Below are 11,586 nucleotides of genomic sequence, written 5' to 3' on the forward strand. Positions count from 1 at the left end.
TAATGAATAACATACGTGCCTACCCCGTGAACCGCGGCAATAAGCGCATCAATAATCCCGCAACATCCTGCGGGGCAGCGACTCCCAGGCGGCTCCGCAGGTTGACTCTTCCGCGGGATGCACCAGCAACACCGAGCCCCCGTCGCGCATGACCGTCTTCGGCTTCTCACCGATCCGGACCAACGTGGCCGGGTCCACGCTGCTCCCATCAAGAGAGCGCACGGCATCCACGTCCGGCTGTTCCAAAAGCTCGCGCACGGTCAGCACCTGTCCCGGGCGCACGGCGGCGAGGCTCCCCCGCATGCGTCCATCGTTGCCCCACAGTCTGAGGCCCACGCCGGCGAGGGCGCCGATCACGCCGTGGCCGGTGCCGCCATGCTCCGAGAGATGTACGCCGAGCGCTCGGGCCAGTTCCAGGGCCTCCCCCTTCTGGATCACCTCCTGCTTGGCCCGTCGACCGAAATTCACCAGTGCCTCGGCCGAGTCGAGGCTGCCGGGGACGGCGACGCACAGGCCCGGATCGGAGCCGTCGGCACATTCGCGCTCCAGAAAGTCGCAGGCAAAGGCGATCATCCGCTCCAGGCATTCTTCCGGCATTTCGACCGGTAAGCACATGGCGCTGTTGTGCGACGTGTAGGGTATATCGGGATGTACCAGCAACTGGTGCCGCGTGATGAAGCCCGGCTTTCCCCATCCATTGGCCTCAATCGCGTCGGCAATCAGCGCGGCAATTTCTCCTGTACCCCTGCTGACAGAATTATCCGTGTCGTCGATGGCAATCAGTATTTTCATGACAGTCACTCTCTCAGGAGAAGTGAAATGCAAGGAGATTACTATAACAGGAAATTTCGAGTGTTCACTTTGTGGGATGCGGGCGATACAGTAAGGAGCTTCATTCTGGGGGCGGGGGGGAGGACCTAGACGGGAGAAACGAAAAAGGGTCACAGCTTGTGCTGTGACCCTTGAAATTTTGGCTCCCGAGGTAGGACTCGAACCTACGACACACGGATTAACAGTCCGCTGATCTACCGACTGATCTACTCGGGAATACTGGCTTCTTCGCCCCTGTGCCGCGAAGAGATTACGTGTATAGCATAGCGGTTTTTGGCTGTCAATATTATTTCTGCAGGGTCTCACGCCGAGTTTGCCATTTTTTCAAGGGCAATAGTTCTCACTTTTCAGAGCGGCGCAGAATCCATTACTTGCAGGAGGCGCGGTCTGCACCGTCGATAAAGAGAAACCGGGAGCAGTCCCGGCCGTTGACTTTCGCAGCGGCCTCGCGATATATTCAAAACTTCCGATACATCCAGTCGCAGCGCACAAGGACGCAAAATGAACAGGCAACTCGACAAGTTCTACCGCACAGCGGCGCTCCTGGCGCTGATTACCATCCTGTACAACATCCTCGAAGGCGTGGTCTCCGCCTGGTTCGGCTTCGAGGACGAATCCCTGGCCCTGTTCGGTTTCGGTCTGGACTCCTTCGTCGAGGTCATCTCGGGGGCCGGCATCTGGCACATGGTGCGGCGCCAGCGGGAGAATCCGGAGCAGGCCCCGGACCAGTTCGAGCGCGGGGCGCTCAGGATAACTGGCGGCGGCTTTTACCTGCTCGCGGCCGGCCTCCTGCTCACCGCAGGCTACGACGCCTTTCACCGCCATGCTCCCACTACCACCTTCTGGGGCATCGTGGTTTCCCTGGTCTCCATACTGTCGATGTGGTTGTTGATCCAGCAAAAGGTCAAGGTGGGAACGGCGCTTAACTCGCAAGCCATCCTCGCCGATGCCGCCTGCACCCGCGTCTGCCTCTACCTTTCCGTCATTTTGCTTGTTTCCAGTGCCGGCTATTATCTCACCGGCATCGGGTGGCTCGACTCGGCCGGAGCCCTCGGCATCGGCTGGTTCAGCTTCAAGGAGGGGAGGGAGGCCTTCGACAAGGCGAGAGGCATCCCCTGTTCCTGCAGTTGAAGCTCTCCTGGTTAGCCGGTGGCTAACTCCGCTTCTTCTCCTCCTTCCACAGCAGCAGATCACCCGCTGCATGCTGAAATACCGTGAGCGTCGCCACAGGGGGCCCTGCGCGAATAAAGCGCCAGCCTTTGTTGCCGTTGACAAAAAGGAAGGTGCTTTGTTGCGCAGGGCGCTAACGGGTGGTAGTGTTTTTAATGTGTACTGCTGGGATATGATTTTAATTGGAAGGAGGGAACGCCGAAATGCTTGAGGAATTCAAGAAGTTCGCCGTCAAGGGGAATGTGCTCGATCTCGCCGTCGCCGTCGTGCTCGGGGCCGCCTTCGGCAAGATAGTCACTTCTTTCGTCGCCGACATCATTACCCCGCCCATCGGGAAACTGCTTGGCAACATCGATTTCGCCTCCCTGTTCATCAACCTCTCCGCCACACCGGTCCGCTCCGTAGCCGAGGCCAAGGCGGCCGGCGTGCCGGTTATCGCTTACGGTCTCTTCCTGAACGCAGTCTTCGATTTTCTTATCGTAGCCTTCGCCCTGTTCCTCGTGGTGCGCCAGATCAACAGGCTGATGCCGGCGCCTCCTCCCCCGGTCACCACCAAGGAATGCCCGCGCTGCTGCACGATGATCCCCATCAAGGCGACACGCTGCCCCAATTGCACATCCGAGCAGGGATAATCTGAAATTAACACTAAGCAGGAACAAACCTGAAATACACAGGAGGTAATCAGAATGAACAAAAAAGTGCTGTTTCTTCTCGCTCCGGCCTTGCTGCTGGGCGTCCACACCGCGGCCCACGCCGAGGTAAAGGCGGAGACCTTCTCGCTGTCCCCCTACATCGGGGGGTACACCTTCTTCGGTAAGGACCGTCTGGAGACCATGCCGGTCTATGGTCTGCGCGCCGGCTACAACTTCACCAAGCAGTTAGGGGTGGAGGCTGTCTTCGACTACGTCAACACGGAAGGGAGGGAGAACAGCGGCATCGGGCATGGCGTGGATGTCTATAACTACCATCTGGACGCCCTTTATCACTTCATGCCGGAATCCCGGCTGGTGCCTTACCTCGCGGCCGGCTTTGGTGGGCAATCGAGGAAGTATCCGGGAGGTGACGGCGTCGATCACTCGACCTTCAACTACGGCCTCGGCGCCAAATATTTCCTCCAAGATGCTCTCGCCTTGAGGGCAGATGTGCGGCACCTTATGCCGGTGTCTGACAACGAGAGGCTCCACAACCTCGAATACACCGTCGGCATGGACTTCATCTTCGGCGGCGTGAAGGAAGCGCCTGTCGCAGCCGCCGCCCCGGCTCCCGCACCCGTAGTGGTGCCGCCGCCTCCCGCACTTCCGACCGACCAGCTGACGGTCGCACCTGCCTCGGTCACCAAGGGTGACATGGTGACCTTGACCTGGACTTCCAGCAACGCGACCTCGTGCGCGATCGAGCCGGGCATAGGGACGGTGCCGACTTCCGGTTCCATGACGGTCACTCCCACTCAAAGCGCCGACTACACGCTCGTCTGCGTCGGTGCCGGCGGGACGGCAAAGAGCCTGGCCAAGGTCGCCGTAGTTGCCCCGCCCCCGCCTGCTCCCGCCCCGGCTCCTGTCGTGGCCCCGGTTCCGCCTCCGCCTGTCGTGGCCCCGGTCGCCGAGCCGGCCAAGCTGTGCAAGCCTGCGGTAATCAACATCAAGTTCGACACCAACAAGTCTGACATCAAGCCGCAGTACCACGATGAACTCAAGGCCGTGGGCGCATTCCTCAAGGAGTTCCCCCAGGCCAAAGGGACCATCGAAGGACACACCGACAACGTCGGCAACAAGGCGGCCAACATGAAGCTGTCCCAGCGTCGCGCCGAGAGCGTGCGCAACTACCTGATCAAGAATTTCGACATTGCGCCTGACCGTATCAAGGCAGTCGGTTATGGTCCCACCAAGCCCGTGGCCAGCAACAAGACCGCTGTCGGCAAACAGCAAAACCGCCGTATCGAGTCCAACTTCAGCTGCGAGTAAAAGCAGACTGAGTAGCAACAGAAAAAGGCGCTCCTGTTCGGCAGGAGCGCCTTTTCACATTTCCCTTCTGTCAGTTTCACCGCATCATGTTCTTGCACCCCGGTAAATGAGTGGTAGCCTTTGCGATGTGTTTTCCCCGGGCTGCCACAATACCAGCGTGGCGCGAGCACCTGCTCATAACAAAGCCCTCTCTGTCTTGCCTCGCCTTCAGTTGCATCAGTATTTCCGCGCCGCTGCCGGGCGCTCCCCCAATGCATTCATTACCGTGAAGCCCTAACAACATAGGAGGTGTCAGATGAAAAAGTACCTGCTGTTGCTTGTTCTGGTTCCCGCATTGTTGTTCACGCTGCTCCCGCAGGCCCACGCCGAGATCAAGGCAGAAAGCTTCTCCCTATCGCCATTCATAGGCGGCTACACCTTCATCGGCAAGGAGCACCTGGAAACCGCTCCTGACTTTGGCTTGCGCGCCGGCTACAACTTCACCCGGCACTTCGGCGTCGAGGCGGTATTCGACTACGTTCCCACCGAAGGCAAGAAGAACAGTAACATAGGTCACGTCAACGCGTACAACTACCATCTGGACATGCTCTACCACTTCATGCCGGAGGGCCAGTTGGTCCCTTATCTCGCCGCCGGCTACGGCGGGCAGTCGCGTGAAGCCGCCGCGCCGTACGAGACCAGCCGTCCCGCCTTCAATTACGGGGGGGGCATCAAGTACTTCATCACTGACACTGTGGCGCTCAGGGGCGACCTGCGGCACCTTATCCTGCGGGAAGACGGCGAGTCCTTCCACAACCTCGAGTACAGCGTCGGCGTCGATTTCGTCTTTGGCGGCGTCAAGGAAGCCCCCGCGGCCGTGGCCCAACCGGTGCCCCCGGTGGCGCAGCCGGCTCCCGCCGAGGAACCTCCCCTGGAGCAGGTTCCCGCTGCTGAGCCGGTGCCGGGTCACTACAAGTACTGCGTCACCCTGCACGGCGAGTTCGACATCGACAAGGCAGCCATCCGCCAGGAGGACAAGGAGCAGATCGGCCCGGTGTGCGACTTTATGAAGCAATATCCCACCACCACCGCCGTCATCGAAGGGCACACCGACAGCGTCGGCCCCCCCGAGTACAACCTCGAACTCTCCAAGCGCCGCGCGCAGGCAGTTGTTGACTACATGGTCGCCAACTGCGGCATCGACCGTTCCCGTCTCGAGGCCCGCGGCTTCGGGCTAACCCGCCCGATAGCGTCTAACGCCACAGATGAGGGACGCCAGGCCAACCGCCGCATCGAGGCGATCATCGACTGTGCCTTCGACGTCAAGGAAGTGAAGCCCCCCGAGCGCCTGTGCATGGCTCTGGTGGTGGAATTCGACACCGGCAAGTTCGACATCAAGCCGCAGTACAAGGATGAAATGGCGAAGGTCGCCGACTACATGAAGAAGTACCCGACCACCACCGCGATCATCGAAGGTCATACCGACAACGTCGGTGGCTACGACTACAACATGAAGCTCTCGCGTGAACGCGCCGAAAGCGCGGTGCGCTACCTCGTAGACAACTTCGGCATCGAGAAGAGCCGTCTGACCGCCAAGGGATACGGTTACACCAGGCGCGTCGCGTACAACAGCACCGCCGAGGGGCGGGCCAAGAACCGCAGGATCAATGCCATCATCGACTGCGTGGTTACAAAGTAGAATGAGATAACGATTAAGATTGAGATTAAGAAGAGGCGCATTTGCTGTCAGGTGATTGCGTGACTAAAAAGGGGAGGCCGTATGGCTTCCCCTTTTTGCTGCACGATCTGATCTCACTCTTAATGTTAGTCTTAATTTCTACCCGATCTCCTTGGCGATGAAGCGCTGCACGCCGCGCAGCATCTCGTCCACGTCGGCCGTGCGGTATCGCTCTCCTTGTCCTGCCAGGAAATCTGCCTTCATGTAGCACCAGTCCTTGATCCGCTGGTAGGTCCCCACCTGGTAGGCCTTGGCCTGGTAGAGCGCCTCGTTCATCTCGTCGGTGCTGCCAGCCGGGACCCCCTTGTTGGCGCAGACCAGCATCAGCACCTGCTCCAGTAACACCGATGCCAGGATGCAGGCGGTGTGGTTGTCGCCGCGTTTCAAAAACTCGGAGGTCCTCCCTCCCAGGTACTCCAGCACGGCGTGGTCCAGGAACAGGCGGATCTCGGTGAGTCCCCCGGCTTCATACTCCTCGCGGGCGGACTGTACGATGGCGCGGCAGTTGTCGAAGCTTTCCTTGTAGGTGATGTTGATGATCTTGGAGTAGATGGATTGGAAGTTGCGGTAGTAGGCGCTTTCCTCCCCGAAGATGTGCTGCAGCAGGCTGAGCGCCGAGTTGGCCCAGTCCTGGAAGAGCTTGGAATCGACGGTGGCCGCGATGTCGTTGATTAGCTGCGAAGAACTGACCTTTTTCGCCTTCTCGGCGAGTTCTTCGAACTTGCGGGTGACGGTGTAGTCCAGTTTCAGCATGATGTCTTACCCCCTTTGGGGTCTGCGGATCTGTGGATATCGCCAAGTTAGAGTTTTTACAATGAAAAGTCAAGGCAGGCTTATCATTAAGCCGGCGTGATGCTGATACGGGGGGCCTGGAGGCGTCGGGCCACGATGGCGCTGTGCCGGGAGCGCAGCGCTGCTAGGTTCCCCTCCAGAAAGTCCAGTGTCGACCGGTCCGGGATGGCCTCCAGATAGCGGTCCACCATTTGTCCCATCAACAGGTTGTAGGCCTTGGTGGATGAGCCGTGGGCGTAGTTACGGCCGGGGAAGCGGCGGATGTCGCCGTCGCAGGCAGGAGAGATGTGGTACAGCTCGTGGAAGATGGTGATCAGCTTCTCGCGAAAGGAGAGTTCCAGGAAGCGGGGGACCAGGAAATAGATGACGTAGAGCATCTCCTCTCCGCGGTGGGTGATGCTGGGCATGGTGCACAGGACACTACGCCGGCCGCGCCGGGCCTTGACCGACCGCTCGCCGCCGGCGAAGCGCAGCGGGTGGATCTTGGCGAGGCTGCCGCCGCGGCTGGCCCTGCCGGTGGAGACGCAGACCAGCAGCTTTTCAGGGATGATGTGGTGCAGTTCCGGGGAGCGGAGGGTGATGTCGTAGATCAGCCGCTCCAGCTCCCCGGTCAGGTTCAGCGTGGTCATTACACTCCGGCGAGTTTCAGTTTGTGGCAGAACAGGCAGCGCATCGGCCCGTCCTTGGGTTTCACAGGGTGTTTTGCGGGGAAGGGGACGCCGCCGGGTGCGGTGTTGTGGCAGACGGGGCATCCTTTGTCCGCCTCCATCTTGCTGCCGGTCTTCTTGAACAGCTCGTAGGAAGGCTTGTGGGTGTCGTCCAGTGGGACGCGCTTGGTCTTTTCCTCGCCGGAAATGACGTAGAAGGCGATAAAAACGGCAGCGATGATGCCGATGAAGATCCAGTCTTTCTTGCCGATTTTCATGTACCCTCCAGGGATCAAATCTAAGCGGCGAGGTTAAACGCGCCGCAGGGAAAATTCAAGCGAAATTGTGAGAAAAGCTCTTAACGCAAAGACGCAAAGACGCCGAGGCGCAAAGATAAAGATCCAATACGGGGAACGGCAAAAGCGTTATGAGAATTCCCTCGCGTTTCCCAGCGCCTTTTCGGCTCCGCGTCTTTGTGTTGAAATTAGTTTTTAAGGGTTCGAGGCGCAGCCGATGGCGCCGTTGTGCTGCGGATGCTTGGGGATCACGATCTCCATGCCGCACTGCGCCCGTAACAGGTCAACCATGGCACCGTTCAGCGCGACCCCGCCCGTGATCACCAGTGTGTCGGAGGGAAACCGCTTCAGCATCGGCATCACCCGCTTCACCAGGGTGAGGTTCACGCCGGCGCAGAGCCTGGAGACCGGGTAGCCGCGCAGGATCTGGCCGATCAGCTCGCTCTCGCCGAAGATGCCGCAGGTCGCGTCCAGCGCCACCGGCTCCTCCGAGTGCGAGGAGAGTTCGTCCAGGCTGACCTCGAGGACGGCGGCCATGTTTTCCAGGTAGCGCCCGCTGGAGGCGGCGCACTTGTCGTTCATGACGAAGTCGGTGAGTCGGCTCGCCACTACCTGGGCCACCTTGGTGTCCTGCCCCCCCATGTCCAGGAGGGTGAAGTTGGCGAGCCCGGTCTGGGTGCGCGCGCCGGCGACGTGCGCCTTGATCTCGGAAATCACGCGTGCGCCGTGCAGGTTGATGCTGTTGCGGCCGTAGCCGGTCACCGTTATCTGCGCCTGCGCCAGCTCATCGGCGCTGAAGATGCCGCTTCCCAAGAGGTCGAGCGAGAGCTCGTCGTTCACGATGCTGCCGTACTTCTTGTAGAAGGCTATGGTATCCAGGTCCGCCAGTCTGACGATCTCGTCGCCGCGCATCAGTGCGAACTTGGCTTTCCTGCTCCCCAGGTCGATTCCTATTTTCAACGTGTCTGACACCTGAATTTCTTCTCCTGTCATTACCGGCCGCTCTGAAGCTTTTTAAGGTACTGACGGTGCGGTTTTATCTTGTTGCCCTGCTTGCCAATCGCAGAGGTCATTGTATATTTTGTCACGGGTTTGGCACAGCCAAGGGATTTTCAGTTACGCTCTTCGAGCAATTCCAGAAACCCTTCCAACCTGATCTTCGTTCTGGCATCGAGGTCACCCGGCTTGTCACCTTCGAGTGTGAGAATCGGGAGCTTGATGCTCTTTCTGAGTACCATATCCTCGATCTGCCTGAAGCAGAAGGATTGTACATAGTGGATCACCCCGTCCACCTTGCGTTTTTCCAGTTCGCGGCCGATATCGCCGAGTCGGTGGAAGATGTCGTAGGGGTAGCTGTAAGCGCGGTACTGCTCCACCAGGTCCTGGATGCCGTACGGCATGGAGAACTGTCGCTGGGTTTCGTTGAAGACGACGCGGGCGCCCACCTCCTCCACGAAATCGTACAGCCCGGAGACGATAGGGGGGACGCCCAGGTAGGCCAGCCTGATGCGCTCCTTGCGCTCAGGCCTTTGCGCTGCCTGCGCCAGGAAAGCGTCCACCTCGGACTCGAAGGCATCGAGGTCGCCGTTCATGTCGGAGGTGCAGACCTGGAAGTAGTGGTTCTCCTCACCGGTGACCCGGTTCTCCTGCCAGGTGAGGCGGTCGATCTCGTGCACCTTGGTCCTGATCCGGTCCAGGCGTCTTTTCGCCTCATCCACCTGGGGCCAGTCGACGCCGAACACCGACATGAGTTTCTCGATCTCGGCCTTGAGCGGAGCGGCTTCACGGCCCGCCGGGTACGCGAACGGATAGACCCGCACCCCGTTCAGCGACAGGACCTCCATCAGGGCCTTGGTGTAGCTGCAGTCCCCTTCGGTGACGGCGATCATCTCCTGCACGCCGCTGGCGACGACGGCGCCGTAGATCCCCTTGATCCAGGCGCAGACGTTGCGGGGGAAGCCGGTGAGTTCGGCATCTTCTATCAGTGAGGCCTTTTCGGGATGGGTGATGAAGACGTTGTTGAGATCGATTGGAACCACGCCCGCCGCGACCAGCACTTCCAGCGGGATGGTGGTGGTAAAGCCTACTCTACGCAAAAGGTCTACTCCGTCTTGATGAAAAATAAATAGATGAGGAACGCGCCGATGGCGAGACCGCCGAAGGCGAAGGGGAGGGTCGAGGAAAGGTTCAGCGAATCGCCTTCCGCCGGCATGGTGTAGCGGATCAGGAGCAGTAGCGAAATGGTGGTGAAGAGGGCAGCCAGCACGAATTTCGACCGCACGATGACGGCGTAGAAAGCGAGAATGAGGAAGCCGCAGACGATCCAAGGGTTCGAGAGCGCGCTCTTCACAGTCAGGTGCTGGGCGAAACCCACAATGTTTGCCGTTTCGAATGGCGAAAGCTTCTCTGCCGTTTTTTGTAAAAGCTCAGTCTTGTCCATGAATTCTCCTAACAACGGCTAGATTATATTCATATCGGTGAATTTGGCAAGAAGTTAAACAGATAGAGCGGTTGAGGCAGTTTCGAAATGTATCCTCTCATCTTTTGTTAAGTCGATGCTAATTTCGGTTGAGGGAAAGGAGTCAGTTATGGAAGAGCTCAAGGCAACACCGTTGTGTGCCGATCACGAGAACCTGAAAGCGCTCATGGCCCCCTTCGGCGGGTGGCTCATGCCGATCCAGTACTCCGGCATCATCGCCGAGCACAAGTGGTGCCGCGAGCAGGCCGCCCTCTTCGACATCTGCCACATGGGGGAATTCCTCTGCAAGGGCGACCCGGTTGCCAACGGGCTGGAGGATGTTTTCACCTTCTCGGTCAAATCCATCCCGGTCGGGCGTTCGCGCTACGGCTTTCTCCTGAACGATGCCGGCGGAGTCATCGACGATCTCATCGTGTTCCGGTTGGGCGAAGACGAGGCGATGATCGTGGTCAACGCCGCCACCTCCGACAACGACTTCGCCGTGATCCGCTCGCGGCTCAAGGACCCCGCCGCCCTGACCGACATCTCTGCACGCACCGGCAAGGTCGACGTGCAAGGGCCGCTCTCCCGGGAGATCATGGTGCAGCATTTCGGACCGGCGATCCGGGACATCCCCTTCTTCAAGTTCATCAGGACCAGCATCCTGGGAATTGACGCCATCGTCAGCCGGACCGGCTACACCGGGGAACTCGGCTACGAGATCTTCATTTCTGCCGACAAGGTGGTCGAGTTGTGGCGCCTGCTGCTCGAGGACCCGCGCGTGGCGCCGGCCGGGCTGGGTGCACGCGACCTGCTGCGGCTGGAGATGGGATATTCCCTCTACGGCAACGACCTCGACGAGACCATCACACCTTTGACCGCCGGGCTCTCCACCTTCGTCAACATGAACAAGGAGTTCGTCGGCAAACCTGCCCTGGAGCGGGAGATGGGGCAGGGCTCGCCGCGGATGAAGGTTGCCTTCAAGGTCGACTCGCGGCGCGCGCCGCGCCACTTCTACCAGATCCTGCACGATGGGGAGGAGGTGGGCCTGGTAACCAGCGGTGCTTTCTCCCCCATGCTCTCCTGTGGCATCGGCTTGGGGCTGGTTAGGCCAGAGGCTGCGGCGCTTGGGACGCGGCTCACCATCAGGCACGAAAAGGTGGAGATGGAGGCGCAGGTGGTCGAGCTTCCCTTCTACGCCGGCGGGTCGCTCAGAAGCTGACAACCCTTTGACAGGGATAAAAGGGATACAGGGGATGAAAACACAGATCCTGCAGTTATCCCTTTTATCCCCTTTATCCCTGTTCGTATTGCTTTTCATCCTTAAAACGGAGGTCGCACCATGGCAAAGTTCTACACCAAGGAGCACGAGTGGGTCGAGATGGCGGGGGCGCAGGCGACGGTGGGCATCAGCGAGCACGCGGCCCACGAACTGGGGGACATCACCTTCGTCGAGCTTCCCAAGATCGGCAAGAGTGTCAAACAGTTCGAGGCCTTGGCGGCTATCGAGTCGGTGAAAGCGGCAAGCGACATCTACGCGCCGGTCTCGGGGAAGGTGGCGGAGGTGAACCAGGCGCTGGACGAAGCCCCGGAACTGGTGAACCAGGGGGCAGAGTTGCAGGGATGGATCTGCAAGCTCGAGGGCGTCAACGAGGCCGAACTGGGCGCGCTCATGGACGCCGCTGCTTATGACGAGTACCTGAAAGGACTGTGA

General features: G+C 59.6%; 13 protein-coding genes and 1 tRNA gene. 6 read left to right on the top strand and 8 right to left on the bottom strand.

The window, feature by feature from the left end:
* Positions 1-48: 48 nt before the first annotated feature.
* Positions 49-792 carry a hypothetical protein gene (locus K7R21_RS16900; RefSeq protein WP_224984445.1) on the bottom strand — a complete coding sequence of 248 codons (744 nt, stop codon included), beginning with the start codon at positions 790-792 and terminating at the stop codon, positions 49-51.
* A 179-nt stretch (positions 793-971) separates the two neighbouring features.
* Positions 972-1,047: transfer RNA gene (locus K7R21_RS16905), tRNA-Asn, on the bottom strand.
* A gap of 285 nt (positions 1,048-1,332) precedes the next feature.
* Between K7R21_RS16905 and K7R21_RS16910 the strand changes: the two genes are divergently transcribed.
* The 4 genes from K7R21_RS16910 (at position 1,333) to K7R21_RS16925 (ending at position 5,640) form a co-directional block, all read left to right on the top strand.
* Positions 1,333-1,962 (top strand): cation transporter, encoded by a 630-nt coding sequence (locus K7R21_RS16910; protein WP_224984446.1) that lies wholly within the window; start codon positions 1,333-1,335, stop codon positions 1,960-1,962.
* A 242-nt stretch (positions 1,963-2,204) separates the two neighbouring features.
* The gene (gene mscL / locus K7R21_RS16915; protein WP_224984447.1) at positions 2,205-2,633 is read left to right on the top strand and encodes a large conductance mechanosensitive channel protein MscL; all 429 of its coding nucleotides are present in this window, start codon (positions 2,205-2,207) and stop codon (positions 2,631-2,633) included.
* Positions 2,634-2,687: 54 nt separating this feature from the next.
* Entirely contained in the window at positions 2,688-3,962 is a 1,275-nt protein-coding gene (locus K7R21_RS16920) for an OmpA family protein (protein ID WP_224984448.1), read from the top strand.
* A 295-nt stretch (positions 3,963-4,257) separates the two neighbouring features.
* Positions 4,258-5,640 (top strand): OmpA family protein, encoded by a 1,383-nt coding sequence (locus K7R21_RS16925; RefSeq protein WP_224984449.1) that lies wholly within the window; start codon positions 4,258-4,260, stop codon positions 5,638-5,640.
* Between the two features lie 138 nt (positions 5,641-5,778).
* Here the strand turns inward: K7R21_RS16925 and K7R21_RS16930 are convergent, their stop codons facing one another.
* From K7R21_RS16930 to K7R21_RS16955, 6 genes are all read right to left on the bottom strand, one after another.
* On the bottom strand, positions 5,779-6,432 hold the full coding sequence (locus tag K7R21_RS16930) for a hypothetical protein (RefSeq protein ID WP_224984450.1): 654 nt from the start codon (positions 6,430-6,432) through the stop codon (positions 5,779-5,781).
* A gap of 86 nt (positions 6,433-6,518) precedes the next feature.
* Complete coding sequence (locus K7R21_RS16935) at positions 6,519-7,100, bottom strand: putative metallopeptidase (RefSeq protein ID WP_224984451.1); 582 nt, start codon at positions 7,098-7,100, stop codon at positions 6,519-6,521.
* A complete protein-coding gene (locus tag K7R21_RS16940; RefSeq protein ID WP_224984452.1) occupies positions 7,100-7,396 on the bottom strand; it encodes a cytochrome C in 297 nt (98 codons plus the stop codon). Before K7R21_RS16940 ends, K7R21_RS16935 begins: the two co-directional genes overlap by 1 nt.
* Before the next feature lie 213 nt (positions 7,397-7,609).
* Entirely contained in the window at positions 7,610-8,386 is a 777-nt protein-coding gene (locus tag K7R21_RS16945; protein WP_224984453.1) for an acyl-CoA dehydratase activase, read from the bottom strand.
* A 140-nt stretch (positions 8,387-8,526) separates the two neighbouring features.
* Positions 8,527-9,510, bottom strand: a complete 984-nt coding sequence (locus K7R21_RS16950; RefSeq protein ID WP_224984454.1) for a 2-hydroxyacyl-CoA dehydratase family protein — start codon at positions 9,508-9,510, stop codon at positions 8,527-8,529.
* Between the two features lie 5 nt (positions 9,511-9,515).
* Positions 9,516-9,854 (bottom strand): hypothetical protein, encoded by a 339-nt coding sequence (locus tag K7R21_RS16955; protein ID WP_224984455.1) that lies wholly within the window; start codon positions 9,852-9,854, stop codon positions 9,516-9,518.
* A 148-nt stretch (positions 9,855-10,002) separates the two neighbouring features.
* On the opposite strand from K7R21_RS16955, the gene gcvT reads away from it, so the two are divergent.
* Together gcvT and gcvH are read left to right on the top strand one after the other, a co-directional pair.
* A complete protein-coding gene (gene gcvT / locus K7R21_RS16960) occupies positions 10,003-11,094 on the top strand; it encodes a glycine cleavage system aminomethyltransferase GcvT (protein WP_224984456.1) in 1,092 nt (363 codons plus the stop codon).
* Between the two features lie 120 nt (positions 11,095-11,214).
* The gene (gene gcvH / locus K7R21_RS16965) at positions 11,215-11,586 is read left to right on the top strand and encodes a glycine cleavage system protein GcvH (protein WP_224984457.1); all 372 of its coding nucleotides are present in this window, start codon (positions 11,215-11,217) and stop codon (positions 11,584-11,586) included.

The organism is Geomonas agri (genome assembly GCF_020179605.1).
Lineage (GTDB): Bacteria > Desulfobacterota > Desulfuromonadia > Geobacterales > Geobacteraceae > Geomonas > Geomonas agri.